The sequence below is a fragment of the uncultured Halopseudomonas sp. genome (assembly GCF_963977355.1).
GTDB lineage: Bacteria > Pseudomonadota > Gammaproteobacteria > Pseudomonadales > Pseudomonadaceae > Halopseudomonas.
On sequence record NZ_CAXBOV010000014.1, the window covers coordinates 92,396 to 113,519 of the forward strand.

22 protein-coding genes are annotated in these 21,124 nt (G+C 56.8%); 4 read left to right on the top strand and 18 right to left on the bottom strand.

Annotated elements, in window-relative coordinates; genetic code table 11:
• Positions 1-6: 6 nt before the first annotated feature.
• The 4 genes from AAC076_RS09660 to AAC076_RS09675 form a co-directional block, all read right to left on the bottom strand.
• A complete protein-coding gene (locus tag AAC076_RS09660) occupies positions 7-1,500 on the bottom strand; it encodes a SulP family inorganic anion transporter (RefSeq protein ID WP_339844928.1) in 1,494 nt (497 codons plus the stop codon).
• Positions 1,501-1,910: 410 nt separating this feature from the next.
• Positions 1,911-2,516, bottom strand: a complete 606-nt coding sequence (locus tag AAC076_RS09665) for a hypothetical protein (RefSeq protein WP_339844930.1) — start codon at positions 2,514-2,516, stop codon at positions 1,911-1,913.
• Positions 2,513-3,811, bottom strand: coding sequence for a sialidase family protein (locus tag AAC076_RS09670; RefSeq protein ID WP_339844933.1), 1,299 nt, complete (start codon positions 3,809-3,811; stop codon positions 2,513-2,515). The genes AAC076_RS09665 and AAC076_RS09670 overlap by 4 nt, the downstream gene beginning before the upstream one ends.
• A gap of 145 nt (positions 3,812-3,956) precedes the next feature.
• A complete protein-coding gene (locus tag AAC076_RS09675; protein WP_339844935.1) occupies positions 3,957-4,763 on the bottom strand; it encodes an FkbM family methyltransferase in 807 nt (268 codons plus the stop codon).
• A 145-nt stretch (positions 4,764-4,908) separates the two neighbouring features.
• On the opposite strand from AAC076_RS09675, the gene AAC076_RS09680 reads away from it, so the two are divergent.
• Together AAC076_RS09680 and lipA are read left to right on the top strand one after the other, a co-directional pair.
• The gene (locus tag AAC076_RS09680) at positions 4,909-6,231 is read left to right on the top strand and encodes a lytic murein transglycosylase (RefSeq protein WP_339844937.1); all 1,323 of its coding nucleotides are present in this window, start codon (positions 4,909-4,911) and stop codon (positions 6,229-6,231) included.
• A 142-nt stretch (positions 6,232-6,373) separates the two neighbouring features.
• Positions 6,374-7,426: a lipoyl synthase gene (lipA, locus tag AAC076_RS09685; protein ID WP_339844939.1), complete on the top strand. Its 1,053-nt coding sequence runs from the start codon at positions 6,374-6,376 to the stop codon at positions 7,424-7,426.
• Positions 7,427-7,431: 5 nt separating this feature from the next.
• Here lipA and lipB read toward each other — a convergent pair whose 3' ends face one another.
• The 11 genes from lipB to AAC076_RS09740 are packed head-to-tail and all read right to left on the bottom strand — an operon-like array spanning position 7,432 to position 17,263.
• Positions 7,432-8,070, bottom strand: coding sequence for a lipoyl(octanoyl) transferase LipB (gene lipB / locus AAC076_RS09690; RefSeq protein WP_339844941.1), 639 nt, complete (start codon positions 8,068-8,070; stop codon positions 7,432-7,434).
• Entirely contained in the window at positions 8,070-8,345 is a 276-nt protein-coding gene (locus AAC076_RS09695; RefSeq protein ID WP_339844943.1) for a DUF493 family protein, read from the bottom strand. Before AAC076_RS09695 ends, lipB begins: the two co-directional genes overlap by 1 nt.
• 13 nt (positions 8,346-8,358) lie before the next feature.
• On the bottom strand, positions 8,359-9,525 hold the full coding sequence (locus AAC076_RS09700; RefSeq protein WP_339844979.1) for a D-alanyl-D-alanine carboxypeptidase family protein: 1,167 nt from the start codon (positions 9,523-9,525) through the stop codon (positions 8,359-8,361).
• A gap of 60 nt (positions 9,526-9,585) precedes the next feature.
• Complete coding sequence (locus AAC076_RS09705) at positions 9,586-10,440, bottom strand: septal ring lytic transglycosylase RlpA family protein (protein WP_339844945.1); 855 nt, start codon at positions 10,438-10,440, stop codon at positions 9,586-9,588.
• Between the two features lie 34 nt (positions 10,441-10,474).
• Positions 10,475-11,485, bottom strand: coding sequence for a lytic murein transglycosylase B (gene mltB / locus AAC076_RS09710; RefSeq protein ID WP_339844947.1), 1,011 nt, complete (start codon positions 11,483-11,485; stop codon positions 10,475-10,477).
• Positions 11,485-12,606 carry a rod shape-determining protein RodA gene (gene rodA, locus AAC076_RS09715; RefSeq protein ID WP_339844981.1) on the bottom strand — a complete coding sequence of 374 codons (1,122 nt, stop codon included), beginning with the start codon at positions 12,604-12,606 and terminating at the stop codon, positions 11,485-11,487. The genes mltB and rodA overlap by 1 nt, the downstream gene beginning before the upstream one ends.
• Before the next feature lie 17 nt (positions 12,607-12,623).
• Positions 12,624-14,492: a penicillin-binding protein 2 gene (gene mrdA / locus AAC076_RS09720; protein ID WP_339844949.1), complete on the bottom strand. Its 1,869-nt coding sequence runs from the start codon at positions 14,490-14,492 to the stop codon at positions 12,624-12,626.
• 3 nt (positions 14,493-14,495) lie between these two features.
• A complete protein-coding gene (rlmH, locus tag AAC076_RS09725; RefSeq protein ID WP_339844951.1) occupies positions 14,496-14,963 on the bottom strand; it encodes a 23S rRNA (pseudouridine(1915)-N(3))-methyltransferase RlmH in 468 nt (155 codons plus the stop codon).
• A 6-nt stretch (positions 14,964-14,969) separates the two neighbouring features.
• Complete coding sequence (gene rsfS / locus AAC076_RS09730; RefSeq protein WP_339844953.1) at positions 14,970-15,329, bottom strand: ribosome silencing factor; 360 nt, start codon at positions 15,327-15,329, stop codon at positions 14,970-14,972.
• A gap of 22 nt (positions 15,330-15,351) precedes the next feature.
• Positions 15,352-15,990: a nicotinate-nucleotide adenylyltransferase gene (nadD, locus tag AAC076_RS09735; protein ID WP_339844955.1), complete on the bottom strand. Its 639-nt coding sequence runs from the start codon at positions 15,988-15,990 to the stop codon at positions 15,352-15,354.
• Between the two features lie 7 nt (positions 15,991-15,997).
• Positions 15,998-17,263 carry a glutamate-5-semialdehyde dehydrogenase gene (locus tag AAC076_RS09740; RefSeq protein WP_339844957.1) on the bottom strand — a complete coding sequence of 422 codons (1,266 nt, stop codon included), beginning with the start codon at positions 17,261-17,263 and terminating at the stop codon, positions 15,998-16,000.
• A 164-nt stretch (positions 17,264-17,427) separates the two neighbouring features.
• Between AAC076_RS09740 and AAC076_RS09745 the strand changes: the two genes are divergently transcribed.
• On the top strand, positions 17,428-18,669 hold the full coding sequence (locus AAC076_RS09745; protein ID WP_339844959.1) for a DedA family protein: 1,242 nt from the start codon (positions 17,428-17,430) through the stop codon (positions 18,667-18,669).
• Here the strand turns inward: AAC076_RS09745 and AAC076_RS09750 are convergent.
• Positions 18,649-19,233 (bottom strand): LON peptidase substrate-binding domain-containing protein, encoded by a 585-nt coding sequence (locus AAC076_RS09750; RefSeq protein WP_339844962.1) that lies wholly within the window; start codon positions 19,231-19,233, stop codon positions 18,649-18,651. The genes AAC076_RS09745 and AAC076_RS09750 overlap by 21 nt on opposite strands.
• Before the next feature lie 223 nt (positions 19,234-19,456).
• On the opposite strand from AAC076_RS09750, the gene AAC076_RS09755 reads away from it, so the two are divergent.
• Entirely contained in the window at positions 19,457-19,912 is a 456-nt protein-coding gene (locus AAC076_RS09755) for a MaoC family dehydratase (RefSeq protein WP_339844964.1), read from the top strand.
• Positions 19,913-19,947: 35 nt separating this feature from the next.
• Here the strand turns inward: AAC076_RS09755 and AAC076_RS09760 are convergent, their stop codons facing one another.
• Both AAC076_RS09760 and AAC076_RS09765 read right to left on the bottom strand, forming a co-directional pair.
• Entirely contained in the window at positions 19,948-20,553 is a 606-nt protein-coding gene (locus AAC076_RS09760; protein ID WP_339844966.1) for a flavin prenyltransferase UbiX, read from the bottom strand.
• Positions 20,546-21,124, bottom strand: a 579-nt coding sequence (locus AAC076_RS09765; protein ID WP_339844968.1) for a cyanophycin synthetase, incomplete at its 5' end; no start/stop codon positions are given. The genes AAC076_RS09765 and AAC076_RS09760, both read right to left, overlap by 8 nt.

Genomic DNA, 21,124 nt, shown 5'->3' on the forward strand with positions numbered 1-21,124 from the left:
GTTCATTTAATGACCCATTAACTGGTCAACTGCATCCGGCTTGTCGTGGACTCCGAAGCGGTCGACGATAGTCGCGCTCGCCTCATTGAGGCCTATGATCTCAACCTCGGTGCCCTCACGACGGAATTTGATCACCACCTTGTCGAGCGCAGCTACCGCTGTAATGTCCCAGAAATGCGCGCGGGAAAGGTCAATTACCACCTTATCAAGGGCCTCCTTGAAGTCAAAGGCGCCGACGAACTTGTCACTGGAGCTGAAGAACACCTGACCTACCACGCTATAACGGCGCTCGATGTTGTCGATAACGGCCTCGCTACCTATGTGCAGGTAGTGCCCCATCTTGTTGGCAAAAAACAATGCCGCCAGCAGCACGCCAACGAACACACCGTAAGCCAGATTATGCGTGGCAACGACTACCGCAACTGTGGCCACCATCACAATATTGGTCGACAGGGGATGCTTCTTGAGATTTCGCAGGGAGTCCCAGCTAAAGGTACCGATAGATACCATGATCATCACCGCGACCAAGGCTGCCATCGGTATCAGTGAAAGATAGTCACCAAGAAAGACCACCATGATCAGTAGCAGTACGCCGGCAGAGAAACACGATAGCCGAGTGCGGCCACCCGATTTGATGTTGATGATCGACTGCCCGATCATTGCACAACCTGCCATACCACCCAGCAGGCCAGAACCGATGTTGGCGATACCCTGGCCCTTGCATTCACGGTTCTTGTCGCTTGGCGTATCGGTCAGATCGTCCACGATGGTGGCGGTCATCATCGACTCCAGAAGACCTACAACGGCGAGTGCTGCCGAGTACGGAAGAATGATGATCAGGGTTTCGAGATTCAACGGTACTTCAGGCCACAGGAAAATCGGCAAGGTATCCGGCAGCTCACCCATATCGCCCACAGTCCGAATGTCCATTCCCAGATAGACCGCCAGGGCAGTCAACACCAGAATGCACACCAACGGGGATGGAATCAGCTTGCCGATCTTGGGTAGATATGGGAACAGGTAGATAATCGCCAGGCCGCCGGCCGTCATCGCGTAAACATGCCAGGTGACATTGGTCAGCTCCGGCAACTGGGCCATGAAAATCAATATTGCCAGCGCGTTGACGAAGCCTGTCACCACAGAGCGCGACACGAACCGCATCAGCGAACCCAGCTTGAGATAGCCAGCACCGATTTGCAGCAGCCCACACAGAATTGTAGCTGCAAGCAGGTATTCAAGCCCATGCTCGCGCACCAGGGTCACCATCAGCAATGCCATGGCCCCGGTAGCAGCCGAGATCATGCCCGGCCGACCGCCGGTAAAGGCGATAACCACTGCAATACAGAAAGAAGCATAAAGCCCCACCTTGGGGTCCACGCCAGCAATAATGGAAAACGCAATCGCCTCCGGAACCAATGCCAGGGCCACTACGACACCCGCAAGAAAGTCGCCACGGATGTTGGAGAACCACTCTTGTTTTACTGATTGCATAAGGGTCATACAGTCTGTCCACTTGAAAAGATGAGCACTCGCTCTGGAGGCCTGGTGCAAGTTTGCCGAAAAGCCCCGATGGTAAACTGGGCAGTACGGCACTCAAGAGTATTAATCAGGCTTAAGTCGAGCATCAGGGTTAAAGCCGTGGTGAAGCTGGCCGGATCGTGAGGGTCCTGGACACGCGCGCGAGCGTGAGCTCAACAAGTCCGCACAGGACAAAGACACACAAACGAATGTATCGCTTGCCGATGACGAAGTGTCATCCATGGGGAGATGAAACCTATGGTGGCGTGGCGCCGGGGAAGCTGTTCATCGGTTTATCCGGTAGAGGTCCGTTTAAAGGGGGCGTACGGTAGCATAGAAGATAGCTGCAGGCTATCAACCAAACACCCCCAATTTAGCGAGGATAGCGAATTTTACCGTGTTGCCCCTTGCGCTGCATGTTTGTTGTTGCGCCCGCGCGCAAGCGCAAACAGAGGTGCAAAGAAACTGTAGATAACTACAAAGGGATCTACCAGATAATCCCAGTAGTTGTCCGATGGCTTCAAATCAAGCATGAAGGCAAGGGTAGCAAATGCCAGCATGACCACACCCAGGGTGTTTCGTAACACCACAAAGAGCACTGTCAGTGCAGCCACAGCTACTATCAGAATGCGTGGGCTGTAGCCCCACCGGTAAGTATCGATCATGCCAACACCCAGCGCGGCGGGATACAGCACCAGCCCGATGATCGCAAAACAGAGCCATAGCTGCCATTTTGCTGCAAGGGGCACAGGCGGAAGGTAGCCCAACCTGATGATGGATGCAGCGACCAGCCATACGACACTCGTCATCGCCAGATCATCCGTCAACCCGCGCAGCAGGCCGGCTAGCGTCAAACCGGTGGAAAGCGGTATCAATGCTACCAAGACAAGCCCGAGCAACGCAGCCAGGCGATAAGCCGGAGATAGCCGGTGTACCGGTAACAGCAAGAACAGAACTAGCGCAAAGGTAAGTACCGCCTGCAAACTGGCAATAATCATTTTTGCTCCTCCAGCCAGGCCCGATTGAAGGTTACGTGCTTGATAAAACTGTTATTCCAGGAATACACCATATGGAAACGGCCATCATGCGAACGGATCATGTATGGGTACTCATAGTCGAAGTTACACAGTCCCCGGCTGCACACCCGGCCCTCCATCAGCTGCATGTACTCGTCCAGCAGCACCTGACGCTTGGGACCACTGGCCTCGAGAAACTTGTCCCGCATCAATGGTTGATAAGTCGCCAGCGGAATCGGATCGCCGTTCTCGTCTGTCGATTCATCAATGGTATTGATAAGCGACCAATTGCGGAGGTTGAAGCTGGCTTCATCCAGAGTGAGACGGAAACGGCCATCAGCCAGATTATTTTGCGCTACCAGCAAGGTGCCACGGTGGGAACGGACTGCGGCCAGTGATGAGTTGGGATTCCAGGGATCCACAAAACGCTCTTCACTCCAGGTTTGTCCTGCATCAGCGGTCACTGTAGCGAGCACATGGCCCTTCTCCTCACCGGCATAGCGCAAGAGTGCAATAGCCCGAAGCTCATCGAGCGCAACCACGGTTGGCTGCAGCGAGTTGGTGCCGTCAGCCATGCGAAATTTGTCAACTACCCGGCCGTCCGAGTCGAGGTAGAGATACTCGGGAAATTTCCCCAGAAATTCATGGTAAACGGGCAAACCGATGGAGCCGTCCTGATGGAAAAGAGGAGCAGAGCGCACCAGGGTACTGATGTTGATGAACGGCGAGGTAATTAGCTGGCGCGGCTCGGTCCAGGTAATGCCCTGATCTTCGGAGACCATGACATTAATGGCACTACCGGCCCAGCCACCCAGCGATACTGAAACGTAGAAAAGCCAAAGCCGCTCGTCCGGCGCGAGCGCCAGTACCGGATTACCCAGTTTACGGATGGGCTTGCCTACGGACTCACGGGTCATCTCGCGGGTAGCCAGTACCTCTTCGTCACTCCACTCACCACTGGCTGCGTCGAAACGAGCACCCCGTATTTGCACATCGGCTGCGCCTTCCCGTGAGCCTGCGAACCAGACACTGAGAAGATCGCCATTCGGCAAGGTGGTAATGGATGAGGAATGCACAAACTCGTCAAGATCACTGGAAACAAAGCGACGCTCCATGATTGGTTCGGAAGTAATCTCTTCGCTGTCGTCCCAGCGGGTAGTTGTGTCAAACCCGGACATTGTATAGGGCGCACTCAACCACCAGGCCAGGGCGAAAAGCACGACCAGCAGCGCCAGTACAGGAACCCTGTATTGCAAGGACCATGATCGGAAAAGCATACAACTCCTTGTTATTTTAGATCGCTGTCAGAATCAGAGCACGGCACTCAATGATAATGAGCTTCAAGCCAGTGTTCGCTTAATAAGTCGGGCGAAATCATATCCCATGTTACTGAAAATCGCCCTGTATCTTGATGTAACTGAATCAATCCCTCAGAAACACCCAGGTCTGCGCCAGCAACCGACACAACCGGAAACCCTGGCCCTGAATGTGATTGACCAGATCGATCGTGGGCACCTCGCCTATATCAGGCGTATGAATCTCGATCATGATCATACGCAAAGAGACCGGAAGTTCAGCCGGAAATAATCCGCACTCCCCGCCCTCGATATCAAGCACCAGAACAGTGGGGTGGAACTCGTCGAGCAGCGAGGAGAGAGTGCGGGTCGGAACCGTGAGTCTGCGGTCAGCCCTGGCAGGAGTCAGCGCGCTGCTCCACCAGTACTCGTCGTAGATCCCCAGCTCGATATGAACGTCTTTGTATCCATCGGCAACCACCGCCGCCTCAACAAGCTGCAGTGTCTGGCCGTTTGCGGCAAACGTATTGCGAATCTGATCATACATGGCCCGGTTGGGCTCAACGATGACCACCGGGTTTTCCGAATGCATACCCGCAACGGACCCGGTAACACCAGCCCCTGCCCCGCATTCCATTACCCGATCGCCCGGGCGAATCATTTCAGTTATTAGCTGTAGATCAGCCTGCTCGTAGTCGCCAATGGCGAAATAGTAAGCCATCCGCGCACTGAACCCCGATCTGACGGGCAGAACCAGGGAGTAAAATGGATGCTTCAGGCAAACTTCGCCATTCAGGCCATCAAGCCATTGTTGATAGCGCTGGATTTCAAAAGCATCTCCAGCTTCTTCCTGCGGCCACTGATTCAGGCCGCGGGCGTTGACACGCTGGCGCCGTATCTCGACGGCACTGTCTTCTTGCAATGGGATAGGCATCAAATGACCTTGGATTTGGTCCGGCTCTCAATACTAGCATCGTGCCAGGGTCGTATCTACGTGATCAAATACGACTATCAGCTGTCACGAACCCACTGTTTGTCGTGATAGAGTTGCTGGGATAAATCCAAGTTGGAACGCCTCAATGCCTATCAAGACCTCTCGTTCGGCCTTCAATGGCCGCTATCTGGCCACTGCTACGCTGGCTGTGCTGATGGCAGCTTGCGCAGATACACCTATTCAAAAGGCCCACGCCGAAAGCCCTGTTAAAACACCGGCGCCATCGAGCTCCCCCAGCATTCCCATTGCTCAGCCCCCTGAACCTGTTGCCCAGGAGCAGACTTTCAACCAGTGGAAGCAGCAGTTTCGGAAGGAGGCAATCACCTCGGGCATCAACGAAGCTCTATTTGATCGGGCATTCGCAGAGGTTGTGCCTGATCCGGGCATCCTGCGCGCCGACAGCAGTCAGCCCGAGTTCACACGCCCGGTCTGGGAATACCTGGACGGCGCTCTTTCCAGTACGCGCATCAGTCGCGCGCAACGCCTGCTGGGTGAGCATGCGTCAACACTGACTGCCATCGAGCAGGCATACGGGGTAGATAGACATATCCTGGTAGCCATCTGGGGGCTGGAAAGTAACTTTGGCAGTAACATGGGCGACAATTACGTGATACGTGCCCTCGCTACACTGGCTCACCAAGGCCGCCGCCCTGATTTTGCCCACGCGCAGCTACTGGCTGCTCTGGAAATACTTCAGCATGGCGACATCGCCCCTGTCAGCATGCTCGGATCCTGGGCCGGCGCCATGGGACAGACCCAGTTCATACCGACGACCTATAACAGCCACGCAGTGGATTTCGATGGCGACAACAAGCGTGATATCTGGAACTCCTCTGCCGATGCGCTGGGGTCAGCCGCCAACTATCTGAAGGTATCCAACTGGGATAGCGGACAACCCTGGGGCGCAGAGGTCGCACTAGTCGAGGATTTCGATTACGCCTTGGCGGACATTTCTGTGCGCAAGACCCTTGCCGAGTGGACTGCGTTGGGTGTTAGAAGCGCTCAGGGTGGCCCCCTGACGTTTGCGGATGACAACCAGACCGCCTCTCTGCTGCTACCAGCAGGATACCGAGGCCCAGCATTCCTTGTTTTGAATAATTTTCGAAGCATTCTGCGCTACAACAACTCAACCAGTTATGCGCTGGCGATCGGGCTGCTAGCCGAACGCATGCAGGGCCGGGGTGAAATAGCCGCCAGCTGGCCCAAGGGCGACACACCACTGGCGCGCAGTGAACGCCTGGAACTGCAGAGGCGACTCAAGGAAGTAGGCTACGATCCGGGCGGCGTTGACGGCATTATCGGCGCCAATACCCGTCAGGCGCTGAGAAACTTTCAGATCGCGTTGGGCCTGCCGGCTGACGGCTACCCTTCCAAATCACTTCTGGAAAAATTGCGTACATTTCAATAACCGATAGGACCGATACTCGCAGGCGACCTTAACGGCGCCTGTGATAAACTGCACACATCAATCAACGGTAAACGCCGGCCGGCAAGCACCATGATCCGGCGTTCAAGCCGCCTTGGGTCCGGTACAGGAGCAGCTTCGTTTCATGAGCGACCATCCCTCAAAACGCATCGGTAGCGGCGAGAAATTTCGCAACGCCCAAGGCATTGCCGCGATAAAGGACGGCCAGAAGCGGCGAGTCACAAATGACGAGCCCACCCTGTTCGAACCCAAGCCCAAGTGGCTGCGCGCAAAGGCTCCCACCGGAGAGCGCTTCGAGGCCGTCAAACAGAACGTCGCCTCCCATAAGCTGAGCACGGTATGTCAGGAGTCGCATTGTCCGAATATGGGCGAATGCTGGTCCAATGGCACAGCCACCATCATGTTGATGGGTTCTGTCTGTACCCGCGCTTGCCGATTCTGCGCCGTCGACACCGGCAATCCGAATGGTTGGCTGGACGTCGATGAGCCGGAAAACACGGCCAAGTCCGTAGAATTGATGGGGCTGCGCTACATCGTACTCACCTCGGTAGATCGTGATGATCTTCCCGATGGTGGAGCGGGTCATTACGCCGCGGCGGTTCAAGCCATAAAACGACGCACTCCCCAAGTCGTGGTAGAAGCGCTGACACCTGATTTTGACGGTGTACATGCGGCTATCGAGGCAGTGGTCGATTCAGGGTTGGAGGTTTTTGCCCAGAACGTGGAAACAGTCGAGCGTCTCACCCTGGAAGTACGCGATCCCCGAGCCGGCTACGCCAAGACCTTGAAAGTACTCGAACATGCCAAGCGGCACCGGCCTGGGGTTATAACCAAAACCAGTTTGATGCTTGGGCTCGGCGAAACCGAAGAAGAAATACTGGCTACGATGGATGACCTGCGCGCGATCGGCGTGGACATACTCACGCTCGGACAGTATCTGCAGCCAACCAAGAACCATCTTAAGGTCAAGCGCTGGGTCACTCCCGATGAATTCAACCGCTATCGGGAGATTGGACTGGCCAAGGGTTTTATGGAAGTGCCATCGGGTCCACTGGTCCGTTCAAGTTATCGCGCAGACAGGGTCTTCGAAAAGAACAACCTGGGATTGGCCGAGCCCGCTGCGGTACCCGGTCAAGGGGCAAAGTCGCAGCTGATACCAACCCGCTCGGTCAGTTGAAAGGGTCAGGTTCTGGGGTCCTTGTCTGCCGAATATCCCAGTTCCTGCAGCAACGCCCGCTCCAGTCGCTGACCGACTTCGCCAATCAGCGGCCTCTCTTCTAGCTGGTCTCTCATCTGCGTCATCGCCAGGCCGGCGTAGCCACAGGGATTGATCCGCTGAAAGGGCTGCATATCCATATCCACATTCAATGCCAACCCATGGAACGAGCAGCCCCGGCGAATGCGCAGACCAAGTGACGCAATCTTTGCGCTACCGACATACACACCGGGAGCGTCGGCACGTGGCGCAGCATCTATACCAAAGTCAGCCAGAGTAGTTACCAGACCGCGTTCCATTGCAGTAACCAGGTCCCGAACACCTATATTCAGTCGACGAATATCGAGCATCAGATACGCAACCAGCTGGCCCGGTCCATGGTAGGTCACCTGGCCGCCGCGCTCAGCCTGCACCACCGGAATATCGCCCGCGGCCAGCACATGTTCGGGTTTCCCCGCCTGCCCCTGGGTAAACACGGGAGGATGCTCCAAAAGCCAGATCTCGTCTGGCGTTTCGGCATTGCGCCCCTCAGTCAGACTGCGCATCGCCTCTAGCGTGGGCAGGTAATCAGCAAGCCCCAGACGACGGACCACCGGCGCGCTCATCAAAGTACCATCTGCACCCTGCCGGTAGCCTTCAGCTCGGCGTTAAGCGCCTGCAGCTGTTCAGGTCCGGTGGCCGTGATATCCATGCGCAGGGACAGGAAACGACCATTCTTGCTCTCCTTGATATCGATTGATGCAGGGTCCAGACCCGGAGCGTGACGCTCGACGATATCCGCCACCAGCTCGACAAATCCTTCACCGGCGTTACCGATCACCTTGATGGGGTAACGGCAGGGAAACTCGATACGCGGTGCTTCATCATTTTTCACGGTCATGGGCGATCCACTCTCAGTTGAACAGGCCGTAGAAGAACAGCCTGAGACTGTCCCACAAGCGGCCGAAGATGCCCGCCTGCTCAACATCCGCCAATGCCACAAGCGGCGCACTGTGAACGACCTCGTCACCCAGCTTGACCTCGACCTGACCTAGTACGTCACCCGCAGCAATGGGTGCTTTGATCGACGAATCAATGGTAATGCCGGCCTCCAGCTTCTCCGCTTGCCCCTTGGGCAGCGTCATTACCAGCCCGTCTGTCAGACCAAGGGCAACCTGATTCTCCGCACCTGCCCAGACTCTGGCCTGGGACAGAACCTGGCCTGGCTCGTAAAAGGATTTTGTCTCGAAGAAACGGAAACCCCAGGTCAACATCTTCTGGGTTTCAGCCGCTCTTGCCTGCTCGCTGGTTGTTCCCATAACCACGGATATCAGACGCATGCCTTCACGTTCAGCTGATGCCACCAGGCAATAACCTGCTTCCTCGGTGTGCCCGGTCTTGAGTCCGTCAACCGTGCTGTCGCGCCACAACATCAGATTCCGGTTGGGCTGGGTAATGCCATTCCAGACAAATTCCTTTTCCTTGTACAACTTGTAGTGCTCTGGATCGTCGCGAATGATGGCGTGTGCCATGGCCGCCAGATCCCGTGCGGTTGAAAGGTGGCCCTCGGCAGGCCAACCGGTGGAGTTCTCAAAATGGGTATTATTCATACCGAGACGCTTGGCGTGGCTGTTCATCAGATCAGCGAACGCCTCCTCGCTCCCGGCAATATGCTCGGCCATCGCGATGCTGGCGTCATTACCGGACTGGATGATGATGCCACGCAGCAGATCGATAACCGGCACGCGGTTGCCTACCTCGATGAACATCTTAGAGCCACCCTTGCGCCAGGCCTTTTCGCTTACCAATACCAGATCCTCTTCCTTGATCTGGCCACGCAGGATTTCCATACTGGCGATGTAGCTGGTCATCATCTTGGTAAGACTGGCAGGCGGCAGAGGTTCATCCGCATTATGCTCCATGAGCACTTCCCCGCTGCGGGCATCCATCAGCATATAACTGCTGGCAGATAGCTGCGGCGCCGATGGAACTATAGCAGCGCCCTGAGGTGCTGCGTTGGGCGTAGGCACCTGGGCAGAGACGAGGCCTGAAAACGCCAGCGAACCTGAAAGCAGCAGCATGTGGGTCAATTTTTTAAGCATGGTACTCACTATAAAATGAAATAGGACGGTGATTGAGTGTCAGTTTCCGGAAATCAACGCAGGCGTACCCAGGTTGGCGCGCTGCAATACATCGACCAGCTGTCGGGCCTGGTCCTCCGAGCTAAGCGGCCCGATGCGAACCCTGTGTAACGTGATGGCGTTGCTTTGCGTGGTACTGAGAAATACTGGACTGCTGGTTTGAGCCTGCAACTGTGTCCGAAGCTGTTCGGCCGCCTGGATGGATGAAAACGCGCCTACCTGCAGAAAAACCCTGTCGCCGGCTCCAGCTCCCTGGGATGAAATCTCCGGAATGGGTTCGGGCGCTGCGGCCTGCGCAGTAACCAGATACCCCGGATTCCGTTGCTGATGCCAGACTACCGGATCAATGCCTTCGACCCTGACCCGAGCTGTGCCCTTGTCTGCAAACCCGAGTTTCTTGGCGGCGGCATAGGACAGATCGATAATCCGCGTGGAGTAAAAAGGCCCACGATCATTGACCCTTACGACCACCTTACGGTCGTTGGCAAGGTTGGTGACCTGAACATAGGTAGGCAATGGCAATGTCTTATGCGCCGCCGTCATACCGTAGAGATCATAGAGTTCGCCGTTTGCCGTTTTCTGCCCGTGGAACTTGGTCCCGTACCAGGAAGCTTCGCCATCTTCACGGTAACGTCGGCCATCCTGCATGGGCGTGTAATGCTTACCCAGCACCTTGTACGGCGATGCTTTGTATGGACCATTATGAACCGTTGGCACCGCATCCGGGATAACCGAGACATCCATAAGATAGTCCGGCGCGCCGTCTACCAGAGGCCTGAGGGCAGAATCCGCGCCACCGCCGGATTGCTTCTGGGGTGCACTCGAGCAAGCCGCCAGCAATACCAGCGCACTCATAACCAAGGCGCATCTTACACGGCATGTAACGCTGCTATTCATTGGCTCCGGCCTCTCCTATCAGCTCGGACAACTGATGCACCACCATCGCATACATGACACTTCTATTATAACGGGTAATCACGTAGAGGTTATCCAGCCCGATCCAGTACTGCATGTGGTCCCCAGCATCAAACTCGTAAGCCATGACCTGAAGATCGGACGCAAGTTCCTTCCCTGGTTGCCAACCCAGCGACTTTAATTCCCCTACGCTACGACGTGCTTCGAGGCCTTGATCAAGTGTAACGCCCTTGGCGAAATCATCACCTGTAACTGTGACGGGGACCGCAACACCTTTGCCAAGCTGCCAATCATGTTCACTGAAATAATTCGCCACGCTGCCGATCGCGTCAACCGGGTTATTCCAGATATCAACCTTGTCGTCACCATCGAAATCAACGGCAAAGGCCTGATAACTGCTGGGGATAAACTGGGGGTATCCCATTGCTCCAGCGTAGGAGCCCGTGAGTGTCAGCGGGTCCATCTGCTGTTCGCGGGTCAATACCAGAAAAGCCTTGAGCTGACGGCGGAAAAAGTCAGCCCGGGGCGGATAGTCGAACCCCAGTGTGGTGAGCGCATCAATTACACGGTGGTTGCCCTTGTTGCCGCCGTAGGAGGTTTCCACACCGATAATCGCAGTTATCACTTCGGCCTCGACACCGTATTCCTGCTCGGCGCGGGCCAGGGCATCCGCATGGGTGCGCATGAAGGCAAGACCATCGGCAATGCGTTTATCAGTAATGAATATGGCACGGTACTCATGCCAGGGGCGCACGCGCTCCGCGGGTCGGGAGATCGCATCAAGAATAGCTTGCTTGCGCTCGGCATTGGCGAGTAGCCCACTCACGTAGGCGGGGGGAAAACCATGCTCGATCTGCATTTCCTGTACAAACGGCGTCACCGCTGGATGCTCGGCAGAGTAATCAGCAGCCAACAGCGGTGCACCAGTGGACGCCAAGGCGGCGGCGACAAACAGGTTCAGACGACGGAATAAATTTGCCTGCATTATTGAGCCATCCATTTTCGATGCGTGTGAATCGACATCAGAATGCCGAATCCGGATAGAAGCGTTACCAAGGAGGTTCCGCCGTAGCTGATCAGCGGCAAGGGTACCCCGACTACCGGTAACAGGCCACTGACCATACCGATATTGACCAGCACATAGATGAAGAATGTAAGCGTGATGCTCCCGGCCAAAAGCTTGCTGAAGGTGTCCTGCGCCTGCAGAGTGATGAACAAACCCCGCGCTACTATCAGCAGATAGATCACAAGCAACAGACACACGCCAACCATGCCGAATTCCTCGGCCAATACCGCAATAATGAAATCGGTATGCCCCTCGGGCAGGAAATCAAGGTGCGATTGCGTCCCCTGCAACCAGCCCTTGCCGAATACACCTCCGGAGCCTATCGCGGCCTTGGACTGAATGATGTTCCAACCGGCCCCCAGTGGATCGCTTTCAGGGTTGAGGAAAGTCAGCACGCGGCGCTTTTGGTACTCTTCCATCACAAAGAACCACATTGCCATTGCCACGGGGACCAGCAACACGGCAGCCCCGATAATGTAACGCCAGCGCAATCCCGCCAGCAGCAGCACGAAAAGACCCGATAAAGCTACCAGCAGCGAGGTACCCAGATCCGGCTGCTTGAGGATCAGAACCATGGGTATGAGGATGATAGTCATCGTCCCGCAAATATAGCGGAAACTCGGCGGCAGATTTCGGCGCGCAAGATACCAGGCTACTGCCATTGGCATCACCAGCTTCATGACTTCCGAAGGCTGGAAGCGCAACACCCCGGGGATGGTCAGCCAACGCTGAGCCCCTTTGGCTTCCGTGCCAATAACCAGGACAGCCACAAGGAGCAACAAACAACCAAAATAGGCAACCGGTACCCAGCGCTCCATAAAACGCGGCTTGAACTGGGCAATAGCCAGCATCACGGCCAACCCGACGCAATATGCTGCGCCCTGACGATAGAGTATCGCCATACTCTTGCTGCCAGCCGAATACAGCACGAAACCCGCCACTGTGGCCAGCACCAGGATCAACAGCAGCAACCATGGATCAACATGAATCCGCTGCCAGAATGGATCCCGTCGCGGCAATCCGCCACCTCCGGTTGCCATCGCAGAGAGAACGGCTTTCATTCTGCTACCTCCTCTGTGAAAGCGGTTGGTTCCGGCTCAGGCACTAACCATGCGTCGAAAAGCTGGCGGGCCACCGGCGCTGCAACACGACCGCCAGATTCCCCATTTTCAACCATCACAGCTACTGCAATTTTCGGCGCCTCGGCCGGCGCAAAGCCCACGAAAAGGGCATGGTCGCGATGGCGCTCCTGCAACGCCTCCGAATCGTACCTCTCGCCCTGGGCAATCGCCACGACCTGCGCAGTGCCGGTTTTACCCGCCATGCGGTAAGGCGCATCTACCGCAGCACTGCGCGATGTCCCGTGCGGGGCATGCATGACGTCCTGCAGAGCATCGACGATAAAGTCCCAGTCGTCCGGGTTCTTGAGTTCAATATCCGCAGGTGTGTCCTCTACCAGAGGCGGCACACCTTCGGCATGCATCAGCAGACGTGGTCTGCGCCAAACGCCTCTATTGGCCATCAGCGCAACCGACTGGGCGAGCTGCAGCGGCGTGGTCAGCATGTAACCCTGGCCTATGCCGGTAATCAGCGTCTCACCCGGATACCAGGGTTGACGTCGGGCCTCGCGCTTCCAGGCGCGCGAAGGCATCAGTCCAGCCGATTCTTCATACATGTCATGGGACACCCTGGTCCCCAGGCCAAAACGGGTCATGTAATCATGCAGCCGATCGATCCCGAGCTTATTAGCCAGATCGTAAAAATAGGTGTCATTGGACCGCGCAATGGCATAAGCCATCGACACCCAGCCATCACCCGATCTGTTCCAGTTCCGGTATTTGTGACTATGATTGGGCAGTTGATAAAAGCCTGGGTCATACACACGACTTTCGCGCGTGGTGACACCACTGTCCAATCCGGCCAGGGCAACGATCTGCTTGATCGTCGACCCCGGCGGATACAATCCGCGCAACACGCGGTTGAAAAGCGGCTGATCAAGGGAGTCACGCAGGGCACCGTAGTCAGCATGGCTGATGCCAGTCACAAAGAGATTGGGGTCGAAACCGGGCTGACTGACAAACGCAAGTACCCCTCCGGTTTCTGGCTCGATCGCTATGACGGCGCCCCGACGATGACCCAAAGCCTCCTCCGCCACCGCCTGCAACCGGCTATCCAGATGCAAGGTGATGTCCTTGCCAGGTAATGGGTCTGTGCGCTTGAGCACCCTGAGAACGCGTCCCCGAGCATTTGTTTCCACTTCCTCATAGCCCACAGTACCGTGCAGGGTATCTTCATAAAACCGTTCCACACCGGTCTTGCCTATATAGTGGGTGCCGGCATAGGCCACCTGATCGATGGTGGTCATTTCCTTCTCGTTGATACGGCCTACATACCCCACCGCGTGGGCAAAATGCTCCGCAAGGGGATAGTGCCGCACGAAGCTGGTCTGCACCTCAACGCCGGGCAGGCGAAACTGATTGATGGCGATTTGTGCTATTTGCTCCTCGGTCAGCCCAAACATCACCGGGACGGCTTCAAAGGGTCGACGCGCCTGGTTCAGCTTGCGTTCCGCGCGCTCCATGTCTTCATCTGTCAATTGCAGCAGGGAGCCGAGAAGCACAAAGGTTGCATCCAGGTCAGGCACCCTTTCTCTGGTGATACTGAGACTGAAACTGGGACGGTTTTCAGCGAGCACGATGCCGTTGCGGTCATATATCCGGCCACGACTCGGGGGCACCGGCTGAATATGCACACGGTTATTCTCGGACAGCGTCGAATGATGTTCGTACTGCGTGACCTGCAGGAAGTACATACGGCCGACCAATGCCATCGCCAGCGCTGCAACGAACACCGAGGCAAGCACTACCCTTCTCTGGATAACACCGGCGTCACTGGAATGGTCCTTCAGGTGAATAGGTCTGGCCATGTATCACTTGTGGTAGGGGTGGCGATTGAGAATTGTCCAGGCTCGGTAAAGCTGTTCAGCCAATAGTATCCTTACCAGAGGGTGCGGCAGGGTTAACGCCGACAACGACCAGCGCTGCTCGCTACGAGCAGCCACTTCAGCCGCCAGACCTTCAGGTCCGCCAACCATAAGGTTGACGTTGCGCGCTTCCAGACGCCAGGCGTCGAGATGTGCGGCTAAATCTTCGGTACTCCAGCTGCGGCCCGTCACCTCGAGGGTGACGATTCGCTCACCCGGCTGCGTGGCAGCAAGCATCTGTTCGCCCTCCCGACGCATCAGCCTGGCAATGTCGGCGTTCTTGCCGCGCGTTGCCAGAGGCACCTCCACTAGGTCCAGCGGCAGGTCCGCGGGCATGCGCTTGGCATACTCATGATAACCCTGCTCAACCCAGCGCGGCATGCGCGACGCCACACTGATCAACCGAATACGCAATGCCGATTACTCGGAGGGTTGCTGCTGCTGAGCCCGGCGGGACTCCGCACTCTGCCACAAACGTTCCAGGTCATAGAACTGGCGGGTAGCAGGCTGCATCACATGTACAACGATATCGCCGAGATCCACCAGAACCCACTCGCCGGACTCTTTGCCTTCGACGCCCAGGGGTCGATTACCCGCCGCCTTGGCCTTCTCCAGCACGTTGTCACTGAGTGCACTGACGTGCCGGTTCGAGGTGCCACTGGCGATAATCATAAAATCGGTAACGCTGGTGAGTTCGCGGACATCGATGCGCACCACATCCTTTGCCTTGAGCTCGTCCAGGGCATCTTCTATTACTTTGACCATTTCGTCGATCTGCATAGGTAGTTCAAATCCTTCGGTGTCAGGGCCGGTACAGCCCATGGGTTTCAATATAATCGAGTACGGCATCGGGCAACAGGAAACGCGGCGATCGATCAGCCGCCACCAGTTGGCGAATGTGGGTGGCCGAAATCGCTAACGGCGTCTGCGACAGGCAGATAATCTGTCCCGTTTTCGCATTGGCGCCAGCCGGTTCGCTGACGCTGCGGGCGGCCAGCAGATCCTTGAGCACTTCAGGCAACTCCGGATCGTAATCCGGACGCTGTAATACCACCAGATTGCTCAGTTCCAGCAATTCTTCCCAGCGATGCCAGCCCGGCAACCCACCGAAGGCATCCCAACCAAGAATCATGAACAGGGTAACAGTATCGCCGAGCTCGCTGCGCAGGGATTCAAGAGTTTCCACGCTATATGACGGGCGGTCACGCCGCAGCTCGCGGTCGTCGACCTGCAGGTCACAGCCACCGAGGGCGGCCAATCGGACCATATCCAGGCGCTGCTCAGCGGTCGCACCCGGTTGTCCGCGGTGGGGTGGTCGTGCACTGGGGATCAGCCGCAGTTGGTCCAGACCCAGGCATTCTGCCGCTTCCAATGCACCGCGCAGATGCCCATAGTGAATCGGATCGAAGGTTCCTCCGAGCAGGCCTATACGTTGGCTCATCCGCACATCATTGACGGATATGTCCGTCACCGAACACAACGTACTTCTCGCTTGTCAGGCCTTCGAGCCCAACCGGGCCGCGTGCATGGATCTTGTCCGTTGAGATACCTATTTCGGCTCCGAGTCCGTACTCGAAACCGTCAGCAAAGCGTGTCGAGGCATTGATCATCACGGAACTGGAGTCCACCTCGGCCAGGAAGCGCCGCGCACGGGTGAAGTCTTCCGACACCATAGCATCAGTGTGCTGGGAGCTATAGGTGTTGATGTGCTCGATCGCTGCATCCATATCATCGACTACCCGTATTGAAAGGATCGGCGCCAGATACTCTGTTGTCCAGTCTTCTTCGCAAGCCACAAGGGCCTCGGGCAGGATCGCACAGGTAGCAACGCAACCGCGCAACTCCACCTGCTTCTCGGCGTACGCCTTCGCTACCCGGGGCAGAAAAGTGGCTGCGACGTCCTGATGTACCAACAGGGTTTCCATCGCATTACAGACGCCGTAGCGATGCGTTTTGGCGTTGACGGCTATCGCTTCTGCCTTATCCAGATCGGCACGATCGTCTACATAAACGTGACAAATACCATCCAGATGTTTGATCACAGGCACACGCGCATCACGGCTGATCCGCTCAATCAAGCCTTTGCCACCGCGTGGCACAATCACGTCGACAAATTCCGGCATGGTTATCAACGCGCCGACCGCTGCACGGTCTGTAGTTTCTACTACCTGAACCACCTCGGCTGGCAACCCGGCCGCTGCCAGGCCCTGGGCGATGCAGCGGGCAATGGCGCGATTGGAATGAATCGACTCTGAGCCACCGCGCAAGATGCAGGCGTTGCCCGATTTAAGGCACAGGCTTGCCGCTTCGACGGTCACATTGGGCCGCGACTCATAAATGATGCCGATCACACCCAGGGGCACACGCATCCTGCCAACCTGAATCCCGGAAGGCAGGAACTTCATATCACGTATGGCGCCAATAGGATCGTCCAACCCCGCCACTTGGCGCAGGCCTTCGAGCATGCCCTGTATCCGCGCAGGAGTAAGCGCCAGGCGGTCAAGCATCGCCGCATCCAGACCATTATCCCGTGCCGACTGCAGATCCAGCTCGTTAGCTTCCACCAACTGGCTCTGAGCCGCTTCGATTGCATCTGCAGTTGCCAGCAACGCATGATTCTTCACCGCCGTAGTAGCGCGACCAATCACCCGAGATGCCTGCCGGGCCTTGAGACCCAGCCCCTGCATGTAATCTGTTACCTGTTCCGCACCCATGCCTGCCACCGATTGCCTGTTACCGAGACTAAAGGCCGCATTATAGCTGTCTGCCCAGGCACTGGACAGGGCAGAGCTGCTATGATCTTTAATATGATTGAATCACGCCAAGACAGACACCCCTCCGGCCCAAGGGCTCTCGCAACCGAGAGGATGCAAGGACCATGGATAACCTGCTGACGAGCAGCCTGCTCGAATGGCTTGGTGACCATCGGCAATGGCTTGGACTGGCCATATTTCTGATCGCGCTACTGGAGTCGCTCGCCGTCGCGGGCTTGGTAATACCAGGCGTATTTCTGCTGCTCGGCGTCACGGCCATGGCTGGAGGTGGGGGCATGCCATTTGCTTCGGCTCTGGCATGGGCCTTTTGCGGTGCAGTACTGGGCGACATGTTCAGCTTTGCATTGGGTCGCTTTTTTCATGAGGACATTCGCCGCCTGAGTCTGTTTCGTCGTCATCCGCAGTGGATTGCCCGCGGAGAGATCTTTTTCCGGCGCTACGGTCTTTTTGGGATCTTCATTGGGCGGTTCGTGGGCCCAATACGCCCAGTCATCCCCATGATCGCGGGCATGCTCGATATGCCTTCGATCCGCTTCGTTACCATTAATTTGCTCTCGGCTCTGGCGTGGGCGCCGGTGTACGTTACACCGGGCTTTCTGGCGGGACGCGCGGTCAAATGGCCAGTGCCCGAGTTCTTCTGGCAGCATGCGCTGACGTTACTCGGGCTGCTGTCCGGGTTGCTGCTGGCCGTCATCCTGATTCTACGAGCCCAAAAGCGCTGGAGTAACATACTAGCTGGCCTGCTGTGCCTGGCAGCTTTAGTATTGGTGTCTGTCAACGGGGAAAGGCTGGCAATCCTCGATCAGAGTCTCGCGGTATGGCTTTCCATAGCCGACACCAACGGGTGGCTGGCCGGCGCTATGGCAGACCTGGCCAGCCCACTCTACCCTGCCGCCCTTTTCTTCCTGCTTGCCGTTAGTCTGACTGCCTCACAAGCTTGGCGCGCACTGAGTTTCACTCTTCTCGCTTTGGTGACAGGTGGGCTGCTTGCAGTGGCGCTGGATGCATCACAGCAAGCGACGGTGTTGGCGGCCAGCCTGGTACTGATCGCTATCGCCGCATTGCTGAAAAATCGTCCCCATGCTTTCTGGACACGAGCCGCTTTCATGTCCGGGGTCGCCCCGCAGGCGATCCTGCTTGGAGCTATTAGCCTTGCTGTAATGCACCTGTCGTTGATGGGCCTGATTGACGCCTTTCTACTGGCGGCAACCAGTCTGCTTCTATCCCTCTGGGTTGTCGAGCGGGCCGGACCGGTAGAATGTCCTGCATCCCCGGCCAGGCATCTGCTCCTGTGGGTGCCACTGGCGTCTGCCATCGGCGTGGTTTCAGGCTTGCATTATTTCTAGCCACTCATTGATCTGCTGCAGCCGCGCCTGGGGATGATCAATATTTAGCAGCGCGACCTTCTGGTCCAAGGAAAAAGGCAACAGAAAAGCTAGCTGGTAACTCAGACGTTGCTGGCTACCAGCAACGTCAGGTAGCCCCAGCCCCTCCGCTAGCGGGTGCTGCATCAACGCTTCATGAAGCACCACCAGATCATCGTGTGCCTCGTAAAGCGGCGCATCTGCCTGCTCGGGCAACCAACTGATTTCGCCGCTGACCAACCCATCAGCCGCCACATCAGCAGCCTCGATACGGCCCCGCCGGCCGCCCTCAACTCGAATTCCCAGCAAACCGTTGTCGCGCTGTTGCCAGTCGGTTATCTGCGCCTCACACCCCAGGGCATTGAAACGAAGATCGCCGGATCCCGTTTCAGGTCCGGACTCCAGGGCAACAATCAGAAAGCTCTCGCCTTGTTTAAAACAACGACTGAGCATATCCAGATAGCGCGCCTCGAAGATCTGCAAATCAATCACGCAGCCGGGCAAAAGAATACTCTGCAGTGGAAATAATGGGTGTTTCTCGGTCATGCCCACCTCGCACGGGTTAGAAAATAGGCCGCCAGCGTTCCTGTGCGGCGGTTATGGCATTCAGCAAACCTATTCAGGTATGTGCCGATTGACCCGGCCAACAACCCTTGTAACCATGGCAAATGACCCGAACTTGTGTCTATAGTTTTGCCTGCACTCATTGCAAGCGCCTGTTTCACACAGCTCCGCCTGGGGCACCACAACAACAGCCATGGAGAACGCCATGACCGCCGTACCCGTTTCCGAACTGACCTCCTACATTGGCAAGGATCTTGGCCATTCAGAATGGATGACCATTGATCAGGAGCGCGTCAACCAATTTGCCGACTGCACCGGTGACCATCAATTCATTCACATCGATGAAGAAAAGGCGAAGCAAACGCCGTTCGGCGGCACAATCGCCCACGGATTCCTTTCGCTGTCCTTGCTGCCGACCCTGTCAGCCGGACTGTTGATTCGCCCCGAGGGCCTGAAGATGGCGGTCAATTACGGGATGGACAGCCTCCGTTTCATCCAGCCAGTACGAGTAGGCTCCCGCGTTCGTTTGCAGAGCACTGTACTGGACGTGACCGAGAAGAAGCCTGGGCAATGGCTGATCAAGGCTCGCTCCACACTGGAGATCGAGGGTAGTGAAAAACCCGCCTTTATCGCAGAAGCGTTGTCGCTGTACTTTGTCTGAAGAGTCCATCACTGCCGGTTAATGGCCGGCAGTGTTTACTCCCCCCAGCGCGCCAATAGGTCCTGCTCAATACCCAACTGGTTAAGAATTCGCGCCACTACAAAGTCCACTAGATCATCTACGGACTCAGGCTTGTGATAAAACCCGGGACTTGCTGGCAGAATAACTGCACCCATCTGGCTCAGCTTGAGCATGTTCTCCAGATGCACCGTCGAATACGGAGCCTCGCGGGGCACGAGTATCAGCTTGCGGCGCTCTTTCAACGCAACATCTGCTGCCCGCTCGATCAGATTGTTGCTGGCTCCTGTGGCAATAGCTGACAAGGAGCCGGTTGAACATGGGCAGACCACCATCGCACTGGGTGCTCCCGATCCTGAAGCGACCGGAGCCATCCAATCCTGTTTGCCGAACACGCGTATCTGACCCTCGCGAGCCCCATAGCGCTCGGTCAGAAACACCTCCAACGCTTGAGGCTTGGGCGGAAGCCTGACATCTGTTTCGGTCGCCATCACCAGTTGCGCCGCCTGGGAAATCAGGAAGTAAACCTCTACGTCCGCCTTGACCAGACACTCCAGCAGTCGCAGCGCATATTGAGAGCCCGAGGCACCGGTAACGGCGAGTGTTACTCGACGGTCATCCATACTTCACCTCCAAGGCCCTGAGCATGCGCTGATGAATACCGCCGAAACCACCATTGCTCATGATGACGATCCGTGTCCCGGGAGTGGCCTGAGCCAACACCTTTTCAATTATGCCATCGATGTCGGTCTCCACGCGTGCTGGCACCGGACTGGCGTCCACCACCGACTGAAGCGACCAGTCCAGGCCGGCTGGCTGGAACCAGATCACTTCCGAGGCACTGGCTACACTGGCAGCCAACGCCGTGGCATGGCTACCAAGGCGCATGGTGTTGGAGCGCGGCTCAATAATGGCGATCAGTGGTGCGTCGCCAATGCCAGCCCGCAAGCCGGCAAGCGTGGTCGCAATGGCGGTGGGATGATGGGCGAAATCGTCATACAGACTCACCCCATCAATGGTGCCCAGCAACTCCATACGCCGCTTGGCACTGCGAAATTCGCCCAGTGCAGCAATACCCTGCGCCGGGGTCACGCCCACATGACGCGCAGCTGCCAGTGCCGACAAGGCATTTGCGACACTATGCGCGCCCGTTTGAGACCACTGTGCGACCCCCTGAAAGACGCCTTCAAGCCA